Origin of the sequence: Paracoccus alcaliphilus, assembly GCF_028553725.1 — a bacterium.
Lineage (GTDB): Bacteria > Pseudomonadota > Alphaproteobacteria > Rhodobacterales > Rhodobacteraceae > Paracoccus > Paracoccus alcaliphilus.
In genome coordinates this window covers 213673-230276 of sequence record NZ_CP067126.1, presented here as the reverse complement: position 1 = coordinate 230276, position 16604 = coordinate 213673, and the positions used below count along the sequence as shown (strand labels likewise).

Genomic DNA, 16604 nt, shown 5'->3' with positions numbered 1-16604 from the left:
GGTCGGCTGATCAGTCGGCAGGATCGGCGGCTTCGGGCTCCTCGGCCTCCGGTTCGGCGGGTTCTTCCGCTGGCTCTGGCGTAATCACCACCAGATCGACGGCCGGGGCGGCACCCGCCGCGCGCAGTTCATCCAGCACACGCGGCAGCAGTTCCGCCGCCGGACTGGCCGCAGGCGCCGCCGCGACCGAGGCCAGCGCCACATCAGATGCCAGCGCCGCCAGCAGATAGGGCTGTCCCCCCTCGGCCATGCCGACCGAGATGCCGAAACGGTCGCGCCCGTCATCGTCCCGCGTGGCCTGCGCCGTCAGATCATAGACGGCCCCATCCGGCGCGACCAGAAACAGCCACAGATTGCGTGCGGCCATGCCCGAGACCTCGCCTCGGATCTGGAACGCCTGCCCGCCGCCCTGCACATCCACCGACAATGCGGGTGCCGCGGCGGGGCGTCCGCTGATCTGGCGCAGGAAATCCACGGCGGGGCATTGCGCCTGCGCCACCTGCTGACTGACAAGCGATGGCCGGGTGCCGAACTGCGCCTCATAGGCGGCCAGCAGGGCAGAACCATCCACCGGCCCTGCCCCCACCGTCGCGATCATCCCGGCATTGGCGCCGCGTTCGATGCGATAAGCCAGGGTGCAATCGGGCAGGCTCTGGCTGGCCAGAAACCCCTCGCGCGTGGTCTCGTCGCGTTCGGCCAGCGCGGCGACGGGGGGCGGATCGGGGACTTCGGCCACGGGTTCGGGCCGATCCGGGCGCAGCGCCAGAAAGGCACCGGTGGCGATGGCCAGCACCGCGACGACCGCACCCCCGGCGATCCAGCGGCCCCGACCGGAAGGCCGCGGCGGATCAGAGGCCGGCATGGCGGGCATGGGCTGCGCGGCAAAGGGGCTGTCCGATTGCGTCACCGGATCGGCGGCAATGACCGTCGGCCCGGCCCCGGTATCATCAGGTGCAGGGGCCGAGGCGGACCACAAGGGCAGCCGATACTGCGCGGGCAGATGCAGCGGGTCCTCGATCATCCGCAGCACCTGCGCCATGTCGCGGGGGCGGCGCTGCGGATCGGGTTCCAGCATATGTTGCAGCAGCGGAAACAGCCGGTGCGACAGTCCGCCCAGATCCGGGATCGCCTGCCGCGCGGTCGAGGCGCTGATGACCGAATCCCCCATCGCCAGCGGCTTGCCACGCGCCACCATCGCGATCAGCAGCGCCAGCCCATAGACATCGGTCCACGGCCCGATATCGCCGCCCCAATGGCCCAGCTGCTCGGGCGCGATATATTTGAACTTGCCTGCGAAACGCCCCGCCAGCCCGTCGCCAAGCTCGGTCGAGCGGGCGATGCCGAAGTCGATCAGCACGGCCTCATCCACGCGCTCGTCGCGCAAAATGACGTTGTCGGGCGACAGGTCGCGATGGGTGACGCCGCTGGCATGGGCGCGGCCCAGCCCGGCGGCAAGGCGGCGCATCAGCGCCAGCGCGGCGTGATCGTCAAGCGGGCCATCCTCGTTGACGCGGGTGCCCAGATGGCGGCCCTCGACGAATTCCATGATCAGGCAATAGCGGCCCAGCCCGTTATCCAGAACGAAGTTGTGATAACGCACGATGGCATCGTCGCGCAGTTGCACCAGCACCCGGGCCTCGCGCCGGAACAGGTCCAGCACCGCGGCATCCTGCGCCAGATCGGGCAGGATCACCTTCACCGCCACCGGGTCGCCGGTAAAGACGTTCTCGGCCCGATAGACCTCGCCCATGCCGCCGACGCTGACCAGCGAATTGATGCGGTAATTGTTGTTGATCAGCGTGCCGGGCTGGACCAGACGCACCGCCGCCCCGCCCTGGGTCTGCGGCTGATCGCCGATCAGCGTCGGGTCGGCAGGCGCAGCGGGGGTATCGGACGGCGCGGTTTCCGGGCCGATCACGGTGCGGTCGGGAATGTCGGCAGAGGGCTGGTCAGCGATCACCGTGCGGTCGGGCGGGGGTTCCTTGCCTTCATGGTCGGGATCGGAGGTCACAACTCGTCATCCTCGGGCGGCAGCACGGCCTCGCAATCGACGACGATGACGCTGACATTGTCATGCGCCCCGCGCGCCAGCGTCTCGCCGATCAGCCGCGCGGCGATATCGGCGGCGGGCGCGGCCAGCGACAGTTCCAGCGCCAGATCCTGATCGCCCAGATGCTCGGTCAGCCCGTCCGAGCAGATCAGCAGCCGGTCACCCGGACGGACCGTGCCGCTGACCAGTTCGGGGCGCGGCTCGGGGCCGATGCCGATGGCGCGGGTGATGACGTTGCGACGCGCCGCGACGCGGGCCTCTGCCTCGGTCATGGCACCGGCGGCGACCATCTGCGCCACCTCGCTGTGATCGCGGGTCAGCGGTGTCAGCGCCTTGTCGCGCCACAGATAGATGCGGCTGTCCCCCGCCCAGATACAGGTCAGTTCTGCGCCGTGGATCAGCAGAACGGCAATGGTCGCGCCGACGGTGGCCAGCCCGTTCTGTTCGGCATGGGACAGGATGTGGTGATGGGCGCGGTCCAGCCGCTCCAGCACACGCGCGCGCTGATCCTGCGCGCTGACCGGCACCCCAAGCGAGGCCAGCTCATCCACGATCAGCCCGCTGGCGACATCGCCCGCGGCGTGCCCGCCCATCCCGTCGGCCACGGCCCAGATGCCCAGTTCCGGCAGCGAAATCAGGCTGTCCTCGTTATGCGCGCGCACCCGCCCCTTGTCGGTCAGCGCGCCCACATGAAAGCTGAAGGTCAGATCCGTTCCCGTCACGCCGTTCCTCCATCGAGATTTCCGGTCGGGGCGAAGGTGCCGCCGCCACCGATCAGCCAGCCCATCTCGGACGCGCCGGGCCAGCCCTGACAGGACAACAGGCCCGAAGGCCCCTGTTCACCATTCGCGAACCACCAATAGCTGCGCCCGGATGTGGCGTGCAGGTGGTCGGCCTCGCGCAGTTGACCCAACAGCGCCTCGACCGGCAATTGCGGGTTCACCGCCCAGAAGGTCGGCCAGTCGGGCGCGGGCTGATCGGGCGGCGCGGGCAGTTCCGCGCGCAGACGCGAGGCCGCATCGCGGGGATCGAAATGTCTGGCCTCGGCCAGCGCATCGATGGCCCGCCGCGCGGCCTGATGGAAATCCTGCCCCGGCTCCAGCACCGGACTGCCCCCGCCCGATTGCAGCACCAGCAGCGGAAACCGCCGCCCGGCCCGGTCACGCGAGGGCGCCCAGACACCGCGCAAAGGCGCACCGCCGATCAACCCCGCACCGATCCAGAAACCCAAATTCGGCGCGGCATCGAAAGCCGCCTGCCAGCCATCGCCCGCCGCTGCGCGCCAATCGCCCAGCACCGCCTGCAACCAGTCGCCAAGCGTGGCAAAGACCGCCTCGGGCAGGCCCGCCGCGATGAAATCGCCAAAGCCCGGATGCTTGCCATAGAGCCCCGCCTCACCGGTCGTCAGTCGATGCTCTGTGGACATTCGAACTCTCTGATCTCGGACATGGTGAAGGGGTTGGTGACGGCGTTGACGGTGAAGTCATAGGTGATGTTGCGCCCGCCCAGAACGAAGGTCGCGCGCAGCACGTCGCCGCGCTGTTCCTTATAGGTCGCCGCGTCCAGAAACTGCATGAAGGTCCATGAACTGCCTTCGAACCGCATCACCGATTCCCGTTGCAGGGGCGGTGACAGTTGCAGGATCGTGGAACGCCCCTCGCCCGGCCAGACCACGGTGCGCGACAGCGATCCGGTTGCGGTCTGCACCACCGCGTCATTGATCGCCAGAACCGCCGCCTGAACGGACGGATGGGCATCGACCTGCGCCACCGTGATCTCGACCGAGGGGCTGCTGCCGCCGCCCGCGAAAAAGGCGCGGCGGATCATCTCGGCCCGCTCGAACTGTTTCAGGGTGGCGGTGGACAGGCGGCTGGTCATTTCCTTGTCCGCTCGCCATGCCAGCCCTTCCGGGCTGCGCTCGACATAGGGTTCCAGATATTCGGTGAAATAGCGGTCCATCTCTCCGCCCGGCCCGAAAAAGCGCGAGAAATTGTCGATGGACAGGCTGCGCGAGGCATTGGTGAAGGGATAGGCCGAGGTGATCGTGTCGCGGCAGAAAAAGCTGATGCGGTCGGTCAGCGCGCGGTTCATCACCTCGATACTGGCATCCGACGCGCCGGATCGGAAATCGCCTTCGGCCCGTGTGACCATCCGCGCCAGCGGATCGGGCAGTTGCGAATTATACTGCGTCAGCCGGTTCAGCAGCGTCGGCAGCTCGGCCGCCGACTGGTCGGGGTTATGTTCGGCCAGCCGCAGATTTTCCCAGATCAGCCCCAGATTGCCCAGCAGCGTATCGACCGGACGCTGGCCCGGCTCTCCCTCGGCCAGCATATGCCAGTTCTCGAACGCTTTCGAGATCGCGTCGATGGGCGCGGTGACGCTGTTGGTCTGCTCGCCGCCCCCGCCGCCGCCGCTGCCCGCGCGCAGGGCATTCGCCCCACCCTGCTGCGCGGCGGCATCCAGCAGGATCCGCTGCACCCCGCTGGAGCGTGACTGAACCCGAGAGGCCAGCTGCTGACCAATGGCCCCGGCCACACCGCCGGCGCCGCCTTCATCGCTTTCGCCCTCGGCCTCCAGATCCACGCCTTCCAATTGCTCGTATTCGCGCGACAGGCGGGTCTGGGCCGAGACCTCGCGCACCAGCACCAGAATGGGCGAGGCCGAGGCCGAGGCCGCATTGCCAAGCGCCGCATATTGCGGCTTGTCGGCAACCATCGAATTCAGCGTCAGATTGTCCAGCAAGCCATTCCACGCGCCGATGAATTCGCTGCGATAGCGTTCCAGCAGATCGCGGTCCAGACGGGCCAGCCGCCCCTCGATCTCGGTCGTGTTGGCCAGTTCGCCCAGCACCCACTGATCGCGGCGCAATTCATCGCCGACAACGGCAAGCTGGTCATAGAAATAGGACCAGAAGCCCTCATAGGTATAAAGCCCCGGCACCACCAGCGCCCCCAGATCCGACCCGTCGCGGGTGGCAAAGACCTGAGCGGCGGCGCCCCCGCCCACGGCGGATTCAAGGCGCCAGTCGTCCAGCCCGCGCGCAATCGCGCCGTCCATGATGATGGCATAGGCCTGTTCGTCCAGCGGCAGCTGCGCGATGGCGGCGCGGGCGCGTTCGACCGTCGCCTGATCCAGATCCACCAGCAATTGCCGGTTGTCGTCCAGCCGCAGCATCGCCGTCAGATGCGCCTTCAACTGGTCGATCATGTCCAGCCCGGTGCGGCCCGGATATTCCTGCCGCCACGCCTGCTCGAACCATGCCAGAATGGCGTCGTCGTCGGTGGTGTCGCCCTGCTTGCCCAGCAGCAGATAGACCTTCAGCGCCCGATAGATATCGGTCATCTCTCCGGCGGCGATGGTCTGGGGGATGCGCCGTTCAAGGTCCAGCACCAGACGCGGGCGCAGCATCCGCTCCAGCGCCTCGGCATAGGATTCGGTCGCGACCCGGTTCAGCCGTTCGCGCTGACCAAGGCCCAGACCCTCCCAGAAGCTGGCCTGTTCGCTGTCGCCGTAACCCGCAGGCATCGACGACACCATGTTCAGCAGCGGCACCACCGGGCGCAGATCGGTGTCGGTGATGACCTCGCGGTCCAGTTCCTCGGCGGCGGCGCGCTGATAGGCGGCGGTCTGCGCCTCGGCCATGCGCACCAGTTGCAGGTTTTTCCAATAGGAATAACCCAGCGCCGCCGCGCCCCCCAGCGTCGCCACGATGATCGCACTCAGCGCGACGGTGCGGATTGCCAGCGCACGGCGGACGGCCTTCTGGTCCTGCGACACCCAGCCCTGTTCGGGAATCACCACGCCGCGCAGCAGGTCATGGATGAAATAGCTTTTCCCCTTGCCCGACATGAACGCGGCCTGAAAGCCCGGCCCCAGCACCGCATCGGGCTGCTGGATCGCGCCCAGCACCTGATCCACCGGCGTGCCCTCTTGCGTGCCCGAGGTGAAATAGAAGCCGCGCAGGATCGCGTTGGTCTTGTAGCGCGTCGGCTCGAACACCCGGCGCAGAAAACCCGAGACATTGTCGCGCAGAATCGCCATCTGCCCCGGCAGCCCGAAGATCGCGATGCGGGCCACGCCGTCGGGTTCCTCGGACAGGCGGTCGATGATCTCGTCGGACAGGCGCGACACCAGCCGGTCGAATTCCTGCGGCACGGCCTCGTGGGTGATGGCCTTGCGGTCCTTGGTCTGGAAGGTCACGCCCCAGACCAGCTTGCGCCGGTTCAGGCTGAAACTGGCGAAATATTCACGGAAACCGGCGATCAGGTCGGCCTTGGTAAACATGACATAGACCGGAAAGTCGATCTTCAGCTGTTCGTGCAACTCGGCCAGACGGGCGCGGACGGTCTCGGCATGGGCGGCCAGCGTCGCGGGGTCGTCCCGCATCATGTCCTCGACCGAGAAGGACAGGATCACGCCGTTGATCGGACGGTTCGGGCGGCTGCGTTTCAGCAGACCAAGGAAGGCGTCCCAACTGGCCTTGTCGGCCACCACATCGCTGTCCTGCGTGGTATAGCGGCCCGCGGTGTCGATCAGCACCGCATCCTCGGCGAACCAGAAATCCATGTTCCGCGTGCCGCCAAATCCCGAGATCGCCTGACTTTGCGCCAGCGGAAATTCCAGCCCGGAATTGGCCAGCGCGGTGGTCTTGCCCGCGCCGGGGGGGCCGATGATCACATACCACGGCAGATCGTAAAGCGAGGCCGCGCCGCCCGATTTCTTCAGCACGGCCAGCGCCTCGGTCATCTTTTCGGCCAGCAGCTTGCCGTCGCCTTCGGGCTCGGGCGGGATCAGCGCATCCTCGATCTGGCGGGCGGCCCGGACGCGGCGGCGCCAGCGCACCAGCAACACGGTCAGGAACACACCCAGAATGACGCCGATGATCGCCAGCCGCAGCCACAGTCCGGCCAGCGGCGCCCATCCCGTCATCGGGCCGCCGAACCAGACCGCCAGACACAGAGCCAGCAGCCCGAGGATCGTCACCGTCCAGCGCCACCATCCGTGGCGGCTCCAGCGAGGGGTCGGAACATAAAGGCCAAGCAGTCTCAATTCGCGGTCTCCGTGCTGTCCGGCGCCTGACCCTCGGGGTTCGGGATCAACTCGCGCTGATCCGCCCCACTCGCCTGACCCGGGGCCGACTGGTTCGCCGCCTCCCCATAGGTGCCCTCGCGCGCCAGCAGGATCTCGACCCGGCGGTTTTCGGCCCGGCCTTCCTCGGTGGCGTTTTCGGCCACCGGCTGATCTTCGCCCCGCCCTTCGATGGTGACGCGCCCCGCATCGGACAGCAGCGGCGACAGCACGCCCGCCACGCTTTCGGCCCGCGCGGTCGAGATCTGGTAATTGTCCTTGAACCGCCCGCGCCCGGTCAGCGGCACATTGTCCGTATGGCCCTCGATCAGGATCGGCCCGCCCTCGGCATTCAGAACCTCGGCGATGCGGCTGGCCAGATCGGCAAAGCCCGGCTTGACCTCGACCGCGCCCAGATCGAACAGTTGCAGGTTGCCGACCCGGATGGCGATGAAATCGCCCTTGGTCTCGACCCCCACGCGCCCGTCGGAAATCTCGGAGGCGAAGGCATCGCGGATCCGGGCCAGTTGCGGCACCTCGGCGACATAGGCCGGGCCGGGATCGCTGCGGTCGATCTGAAGGACCGGCATGTCCAGATGCAACTGGCGCATCACGCCCGCCGCCTCGGCCCCATCGCGGTTGATCAGCGTCACGAAGATGGCAAAGATGCCAACCAGCATCGCCGCCGATACCCCCAGCACCGCCGGAATCGGGACGCTGGCGAAACGCCGCCCGCGCCCCTGCACCACCGGCTGCCACATGACCGAGATGTCCTCGTCCGGGCGCTGATGGACGCGGCGCAGGCTTTCATAGATGGCGCTGCGGATGCGCGCCAACTCGGCCGCGCCGTTGGGCATGGTGCGGAACTGACCCTCGAAACCCAGGGACAGGCAGACCAGCATCAGCTCCAGCAGGTTGTATTGCTGGGCCGGGGCCTGCATCGCCTTTTCGGCCTCTTGAAAGAAGCCGACGCCGGAATCGCGCTTGTGAAAGAACCGCGCGACCATCGAATATTGCTGCCAGTCGCCCCGGTCGCTGCCCGGCAGGTTCTGCACGATGTCATCCGCCGTGCCCGACAGCGCATATTTCGCCACCAGCGCCTCGTGCGGGTTCACCCCCGCGCTCAGCGCGTTACGCTCGAAGCGGTCGATCTCGCGGGTGACATGCTCCATCAGCGGGGCGACCTGCAATTCGACCAGCCCGGTGCGCAACCGCCCCAGCAGGATCAGCAGGCTGGCCGCCGCCGCCAGCAAGGGGTTCGAGGACGAGGCCGCCCCCAGTTCGCGCACCTGCAACGCATCATGCAACGCGATACGCGGCGCCTGCCGGACCTGCTGCTGCGGCCTAGCGCCGAATTCGGGAAAGAAGCCGCGATTGTCGCCCCCTGCCCGCCCGATCTGCGCCGGATCGCCATAGGATGGCGCGGGCGAAGGCGCGGGACGGCCCAGCCATGTCTGCCCGCCGCCTCCGCCCTGATCGAAGGGCGAGGCAGAGCCGGGCGCCGGAGCCTGTCCGGGCCGCCCGATCACGGTGCGTCCATCGTCACCCGCAGGGCCCGGACGCCCCCAGCCATCGCGGCCTTGTCCCCCGCCCTGCCCATCGGGGCGGGGACCCGGCAGGGGGCCTCCGAAAACCGTCTTGTCGTCGTCCTTGCCTGCCATCACGACCTCTCGGGCACGGCCCACAGTTCCATCTTCAGATGCGGCCAGTCACCGGCGAAATGCATCCCGATCGCCGGGGCGGTGGAAAACTCGCGCCACAGCGGCGAGTTCTTCTCCAGCCGGAAATAGACATTCGAGGACAGCACCCGGATCTGGCGCGGCGGGTTCGGCAGGTGCTGCAAGGCGATGCCGGGCAGGTTGTTGTTGACGATCTCGGACATGCGCGTATTGGGGCCGACCTTACACAGTTCGGGGAACTGGCTTTGCACCTGCGTCAGCGGCTTGGCGCTTTCGACTTCAAGGATGAAGCTGGCCTCGCGGAACAGGTTGCGGTCGCGCACTTCGGCCAGATAGGAGTTCTGGCGCACCTCGCGCAGCGGCAGACGGATGGCCCGGCCCACATCGCGCGACAGCAGCCGCTGGATGTCGGCCACGATCTGCGAAAAGGATTCCTTCAGATCGTCATGGTCATAGGCCGGGTAATCCGGCGCATGGCGGCTGCCGGTATCGAATGTCGCCAGTTCCCCGGCCAGCGCGACCAGATCGCGATAAAGCGCCTCGGGGTGGATGGCGAAGGTGCGCGACAAATGACGCAGCACGCCGATATGGCGGTTCAGCACCATCAGCATCAGGTAATCGCTGGCCTGCAAGCCACCCCCGGCCGAGGGGTCGGTGGCATAGCGCGCAAGGCTTTCCAGCCGGGCCTCGATCCAGCCGATGACGCGGGTCAGATAGCCAAGGATCTGCGGATGCGCGCCGATCACCAGCGAGGGCGGCGGGAAGGTTTCGTCTAGTGTGACGACGCCGTCACGGATCTCGGTCACGCGGGCCAGCCGCAGGTTCTGATAACCCGGGCGCGGCGTCTTGCGGATCGCCAGTTCCAGCCGCGGCACCGCCAGTTCCAGCACCTGTTCGGTGCGGACCCCGCTGCTGACATCGCTGACAGTCTCGGTCACGATGCCCCAGCGGGTGGTCGCGCCCTCTTCCTCATAGGGGGCGGTGTCGCGCATGTTGGGCGAGGTATCGGGCAGCGTCAGCCAGACGAATTGCCCCGCCGCATCATCGGGCACCGGCACCGCCAGCGGCAAGGGCCCGGTCCCCGGCGCGTCGAAGGGCGTGCCGTCGGGCATGATCCCCGACACGGCGCGCAAGGCCAGCATCCCCTGCTGCGCCTGATCGCGGTCGATGGCCAGTTCGCCCACGCCCCAGGGGTAAGGGGTGATCAGGCGGGTGCGGGCATGAAGCAGATGCTCGTGATAGCGATCCGCCTGTTGCAGATGCTGGGGCTGCATGAACAACCCCTCTTTCCAGGCGACCTTGCTGAACCAGGACATGCGGAGTCAGGCTCCTTGAATCATTCAATCAATAGTGGGGCAAGCGCGCCCCTTTGCAATCTTGAGGTCAGGGCCCCGGCGGCAATTCGCCCGGCCCCGACAAGCGGCCACAGTAAGCAATGACCCCGGCGAAGCCAATCAGAATTGCCAGCGCATCTGCCCGGTCACCCCGACACTGTCCAGCCCGTCGCCATAGCGCGCATCGATCCGCGCACTGGTCGAGAACTGGCGGCCCCGGCCCGTCGCACTCAGAACCTTGATGTAATTGGCACCAAAGCTGATCTCTCCGTAAGCACCCAGATTGTCGGAAACCAGACGCTGGCTGTCCTCGGCATTGGTTCCCCGGCGCGAAAAGACCGAGACGGTGGGATCGGCGAAATCCTTGTAATAGGTGCCGGTCACAAAGGCATAAAGCGCGGCATTGTCCTCGGGCTGAACATAGGTCCGCGCCAGTGTCGCGCCGACGAAGCCCACCTGACGGTCGCTGTCCTCAAGGCTCAGCCGGTCGCCATTGTCCAGCTCGATCGCGTCGGTTGACATGCGCGACCATGCAAAGCCCGCCGTCGGCACCACTGCCCAGCCCTGTTCCCCCAGCGGCATCGCATAAGAGACCGAGCCGCTGAGCGTATGCGCCCGGCTGGAGAAATCGACATCGTCCAGCCCCAGCCCGGTGCCGACCACCGCCCGGTTGCTGATGGTGAAATCGGTGTTCTCATAGCGGTATTGCAGATCCGCCTGAAACCGTCCGCGGGTCGCGGTGGCATAGACGCCGCCATAGACTTGGGTGAAATCGGCGGTGGTGACGCTGGTGATCGTGTCCAGCGTCTCGCCCGTGGCGCCGTTCACGGCATAGACCGGCTGATAAGTGTCGCCCTGGTTGACGCCGCCCAGCACGCCAAGGGCCATGTCCCAACCGCCGTAACGCCCGTCGAAACAGGCCAGATCGCTGCCGACCTGCATGCCATAGTAATCGGCGCGGATTTCGCTGTCGAATCTGGCATCGCCGTTATCGGTGGCACCGGTTGCCGTTGCATGACCGCCCGTCACCCGCGCCCAAGCGCCGGGGCCGCAGGGCCTTTCGCTGTCCTCATAGGCCAGTCCGGTGACGAAGGGGCTGGTGGGTCGGTTGATGACCGAGCCGATCAGCGATTGCGTCAGGGTAACGTTGCCGAACAGCGCGCCCAGACCCGGATTGACCCCGCTGTGCAGCGCCAGATCGCCATTCGCGGCGGTCTGGTCCACCCAGAAGATCACCCGCTCGGAGCTGAAGCCGACCTCGTCATAGCTGAAGCTGAAATCATTGGCCGCGCCCTGCGTCTCATCGACATCCAGCAGGGTCGTGATCAGACCCGGCTGCGCGGTGATCTGCGCCGACAGGTTGTTCATGGTGAAGTGGTGATTGCCTTGCGCCGCCCCGCCGCGAACGACGATGCTGTCGCTGGTCATCTCGGCCAGATCGACATCCAGCGCATAGCTGCCATTGCCCTGCAACCCGCCGACCTGCAACACCGTGCCCACCTGCCGGTCCGTGGTCAGATCGACATGGCCCGCATTGTGCATCTGGCCGCTGACCACCGCATTGCCGGTGGCGCGCATCGTGCCGTTGTTGCGCAGCGCCCCGTCCAGCGTTCCGGCAAAGCCGAGGGTCACGTCATCGCTGACGATCATGCGCCCGGCGGACAGGCTCTGCCCCGCTGCGATGTCGATATTCCGGCCAAGGGTGAAATCGCCGCCGATGGCTAGCCCGTCGCGCAGCACCAGATCGCCCGCGACATAATCCACGTCGCCACTGATCTGCCCGCCAAGCGTCGCGCTGCCACGGGTGGTCAGCGAGCCATCCAGCGTGCCGGTCTGCTGGTAACTGCCGCGGTTCAGCACATCGCCCGCCAGCGTGCCATCAACCACCAGCGAGGCATCGCGGCGGTTGGTGACGCCGCCATCGGCGCTCAGCCGGTGGCCTTCCTGCACATTGAGGCTGGCCCCCCCGCCATCCCGGCCGTTATCGACCGCGCCCGCGATGGCCACGTCGCCCGTCGTGCGGACCGAGCCGAGATTGCCCAGATTGCCGCCGATGCTGCCGCCCCAGTCCATCTGACCGCTGTTGCTGACATTGCCGGTGATCTGACCGCTGCCGTCCAACTCGCCCACCGTCACCAGACCGGCATCCAGAATGCCATCGACGGTCATGTGCTGATTGTTGCTGACCCGGCTGTCCGAGGTCAGACGATGCCCATCGGCCACCGCCAGCGTGCCGTCATTGGTCAGCCCGGTCACGTTCAGCGCCCCACCGGTCGTCAGCGTGCCGCTGCTGGTGACGTGCCCCGCCTGCCCTGCCAGCATGGCGGTGCCGCTGTTGGCAACATCGCCCATCCGCCCGTTCAGCGTGGCCGTGCCGCTGTTATCCACATCGCCGACCGTGCCGGTCAGATTCACCACGCCGCGGTTGTCCAGCGATCCGTCGATATCACCGCTGCCGGTCAAGCGACCCGCATTCGCGACATCGCCACCGATCCGGCCATCGACCAGTTGAACCTGCCCGCCCGCCGCATTGTCCAGACCCGATTCCAGCGTCCCGGCGATCCGCATCTGACCGCCGTCGAGGTTCTGCGTATCCCCGGCACCGACGCTGCTGCCGGCGGCGATCCGCAACACGCCCGAATTGCTGAGGTTGCCGATATCCGCGATATTTCCGGTGCTGCCGTCAACGCTGTCCACGATCAAGGTGCCGCTGTTGCCGATATTGTTGCCCGCCGCATCCAGATCGGCGGTGACCCGGACATTCCCGTTGTCGCCATTGCGCAGGGTGCCGGTCAGGGTCGCATCCTCGGCAAAGCGCAGGTTGCCCTCGTTGGTGACGGCCCCGATCAGTTCGACCTGCCCGCCATCCACGTCCGAGCCTTCCTCAAGCGCGATCACATCGGCCTCGATGGTCAGCTGCCCGCCGCCGCTGGCGGTGACCGCGCCGCTGTTGGTGAAGGTGCCGCCATCGACATGCAGCCGCACATCGTCGCTGGCCGCGCTCATGTCGATATCGCCACGGTTGGTCAGATCACCCTGCACCAGCGAGCTGGAAACGATGTCGATCAGCGCGCCCGAGGCATTCACCACATCGCCGATGACCGTCGCGCCATCCATGCGGATGGTGCCGCCGTCAAGGTTGCGGATATCGCTGCCCTCGCCGGTGACCTCCAGCCTGCCATCCAGCGCGATGGTGCCGCTGTTGCGGATGTCGCCCTGACTGCGCAGCTGGTCATCGGCGCCGATGCCGGTCTCGCCGCTGTTGTTCAGGCTGGCCACGTCCAGCCTGCCATCCATCGTCAGCGCGCCGGCATTGTCCACCGCGCCCACCGATCCGCCAAGGGTCGCCTGACCGTTGTTGTCCAGCGCCCCGCCGATGGTGGCGCGACCGCTGATCGTGCCGTCATTGACCACATCGCCCGAGATGCCGCTGCGGGGTCCAAGCGTCGTCGTCGCATCTGCGCTGTTGCGCAGATCGCCTTGCAGATTGCCATTCAGCGTCAGCGCCTGGTTGTTCGTCACGCCCCCGGCCGCCGTCAACTGATGCCCCGCGCCGACCGTCGCCTGCCCGTCATTCGTCAGCTGGCTGACGGTCAGATCGCCCGAGGTGGACAGCCCGCCCGTATTGCTGACCGCGCCCGCGCTGCCCGAGATATTGGCGGTGCCGTTATTCGTCAGCGCCCCACCGATCTGGCCGTTGCCCGTCAACTGCCCGTCATTGGTGACCGCGCCGGTGATCCTGCCAGTGTTCAGGGTCAGATCGGCACCGGCCCCGTTCGCCACACCCGCATTCACCTGCCCCGCCACGATCATCGAGCCGTCATTGCCCACGGTCGAGCCCGAACTCAGCCGGTGCCCGTTCGCCACCCGCAGGCTGCCGCTGTTCTGCACCGAACCTGCGGACAGATCGCCCTCGGTCCGCAGGCTGCCATTATTGGTCACCGCGCCGCTGACCGCGCCTGCAAGGCTGGCGGTGCCGTCATTCAGCAGATCGCCGGTCAACTGCCCCGAGCCGCTCAGCGTACCCGCATTGGTCAGCGCCCCGGTGATCTGCCCACCCTCCAGCAGCACCGAGCCATCGGCGCGGTTGGTCAGCGGCGCATCCAGCGCCCCGGCGATGGTCAGCAACGCCCCGGCTTCGTTGATCGCCGCATCCGCCTGAACCGAGCCGTCATTCTCGATGGTGAAAACATGGCTGTTGGTCAGCGTGCCGACATTGAACAGATTGCCGTTGCCCTCGCTTTGCACGATGAAGGTTCCGGCATTGCTGACGTCGAACCCCGCCGCATCGACATTGGCCCGCACCCGCGCCAGTCCGCTTTCGGCATTGGCCAGATCGCCATTCAGTTCGGTGTCGCTGCTGAAATCAAGCTCTCCGCCATTCAGCACCTCGCCGATCAGATCGACATGGCCGCCATCGACGTAAGAGCCGCTTTCCAGAATGATCTGGGCCGAATGGATCGCCAGCCGTCCCGCACCGGACCCGGTGACCCGGCCCCAGTTGTGGAAGGCGCCGCCCTCGACGGTCAGACTGGCCGCGCCATTGCTCTTGTCGATGATGCCGCGGTTCTCAAGGTTTCCGGCGATGCTGGCCGTGCCCGAAACCTCCAGCCGCGCATCGGCCTCGTTGTTCAGCCCGGCCTCGATCCGGCCGCCATCCAGCGCGATCCGCCCGCCGCCATTATTGGTCAGCAGGGCATCGACAGAGGTGATCTCCAGCAGCCCCGACAGCGAGATGGTGCCGTCATTGGAGATATCGCTGGCCGAGCGCAGAGTGTCGTCGCCGCCGATCTCGACCTGACCGGTATTGCCCAGACCGCCGACCGTCAGCAGATCATCGACGCGCAGCGTGCCCCGGTTGGTGACGTCGCCCCCGATCGCGCCGCTGCCCGCCAGCAACCCGCTGTTGCTGACATCGCCGGAAATCTGCCCCTCATCCAGCGTGACGCTGGCCTGACTATAGTTTTCCAGATCGCCGGTCAGGCTGCCCGCGATATGCACCTCGCCTTCCGCGCGATTGGACAGCAGGTCGGCCTGAACCGAGCCGCCGCGACCGATGGACAGATGATCGCGGCTGACCAGCGTGGTGACATTCTCCAGCCGTCCGCCGGGCACGGTACCGGCATCATCCTCGGTTTCGGCGGCAATGATCATGGTGCCGCGGTTCATCACCTCGGTCCCGTTCGCGTCCAGCGTGCCGGCAATCGTCGCCAGACCAAGGCCCCTATTCACCAGATTGCCTGCCAACGTCGTCGTGCCGGAATAGAGCAGCGTCGCTTGATTGAAGATATCGCCGATCAGATCGATCACGCTGCCATCGATCCTGGCATCGCCCTGCAATACGATTTCGCGAGCAAGGATGCTGAAGCGGCCCGCGCCGGTCAAAACGATCTCGCCGCTATGGGTCACGGTGCCGTCGACGGCCTCCAGACTGTTGGCTGTATCGCCCTGAACTTCCAGTCTGCCGCGGTTGGTGACGGAACCATTCACCTCCACCGCATCCCGCAGCTCGATATTACCGCCTTCATTATTAATCAGGTCACCCGACAGCGATGCCCCATCCAGCGCCAGCACCCCGCCACTGTAGTTGCGCAACCCGCGACCTTCCTGAACAACCGCCAGTTCGCCCGCAATCGACATATCCCCGAAATTGTGAACCCAGAGTTCCGACTGCAACCGTTCACCAGCCGCGACCGCAAGCTGTGCGTCTTCACGGTTCCAGATCCGCGACGCCGCCAGTTCGCCATCAACGTCCAGCGTACCACGGTTTTCAATTTCGCCCGTCGAACCGCCAAGTTCGGCGATTCCGTCATTCTCAACCCGACCATTGATCTCGCTGACGCCGCGAACCTCGCCAGTTTCACTGATATTCACCCCGCCCTCATGGGTACCGCTCAACAGCGCGGTGCCATCGACCTCCATCAATTGCCGGGTCAGGCCCTCGCTGATCAAGGTCGCACCATCGCCGATATAAAGACCGTTCGTCCCGGGCTCCTCGGACAAGTAATGCAGCGTCCCCTCGCCGGTGATCCGGATATATCGACGCAGGATCGAACTGACGGTCAGGGTGCGCTCTGCCGCGATGTCAAATGTCAGCTCGCCGCCGAAGGAATTGATCTCGCCGCCGCTCAGCGTGTAATCGCCGGATTCAAGGCGCAGCGCATCGGCCTGGACCAGCCCATCAATGGTCAGTTCGATTGCCGCCTCGGGATCGGAATGGTGCAGGATACCTGTCGTGCCCGCAGTCAGAACGCGCGGCTGCCACACCCAGCGAGGTTCCCAGATCTCGCTGTCAGCCGACCATGTGCCGCTGATCGGATCTCCGCCGTCTGGATTGTTGTCCAGCCAGGCTTGCTGCGCATTGGCCCCGTCGGGCATGAATATCAGCGGTGCCAATCCGATCAGCGCGGTAGAGAGCAGCAACCGGGCGCGGCTGGCAACACGAATGGAGCGGTGCGAAATCTCGGTCATCAT

Annotated in this window: 7 protein-coding genes; all 7 read right to left on the bottom strand. The window is 66.5% G+C overall.

Translation table 11 applies throughout. From position 1 onward, the window contains the following. Positions 1-10: 10 nt before the first annotated feature. Positions 11-2011 carry a serine/threonine protein kinase gene (locus JHW40_RS21435; protein WP_090614236.1) on the bottom strand — a complete coding sequence of 667 codons (2001 nt, stop codon included), beginning with the start codon at positions 2009-2011 and terminating at the stop codon, positions 11-13. Further along, positions 2008-2772, bottom strand: a complete 765-nt coding sequence (locus JHW40_RS21430; RefSeq protein ID WP_244519263.1) for a PP2C family protein-serine/threonine phosphatase — start codon at positions 2770-2772, stop codon at positions 2008-2010. The genes JHW40_RS21435 and JHW40_RS21430 overlap by 4 nt, the downstream gene beginning before the upstream one ends. After that, on the bottom strand, positions 2769-3476 hold the full coding sequence (tagF, locus tag JHW40_RS21425; RefSeq protein ID WP_090614234.1) for a type VI secretion system-associated protein TagF: 708 nt from the start codon (positions 3474-3476) through the stop codon (positions 2769-2771). Before tagF ends, JHW40_RS21430 begins: the two co-directional genes overlap by 4 nt. After that, complete coding sequence (gene tssM / locus JHW40_RS21420) at positions 3455-7099, bottom strand: type VI secretion system membrane subunit TssM (protein ID WP_090614231.1); 3645 nt, start codon at positions 7097-7099, stop codon at positions 3455-3457. Before tssM ends, tagF begins: the two co-directional genes overlap by 22 nt. Continuing rightward, entirely contained in the window at positions 7096-8778 is a 1683-nt protein-coding gene (gene tssL / locus JHW40_RS21415; RefSeq protein ID WP_090614315.1) for a type VI secretion system protein TssL, long form, read from the bottom strand. The genes tssM and tssL overlap by 4 nt, the downstream gene beginning before the upstream one ends. Next, positions 8778-10112: a type VI secretion system baseplate subunit TssK gene (gene tssK, locus JHW40_RS21410; RefSeq protein WP_090614229.1), complete on the bottom strand. Its 1335-nt coding sequence runs from the start codon at positions 10110-10112 to the stop codon at positions 8778-8780. The genes tssL and tssK overlap by 1 nt, the downstream gene beginning before the upstream one ends. 138 nt (positions 10113-10250) lie before the next feature. Further along, complete coding sequence (locus JHW40_RS21405; protein ID WP_090614226.1) at positions 10251-16604, bottom strand: hypothetical protein; 6354 nt, start codon at positions 16602-16604, stop codon at positions 10251-10253.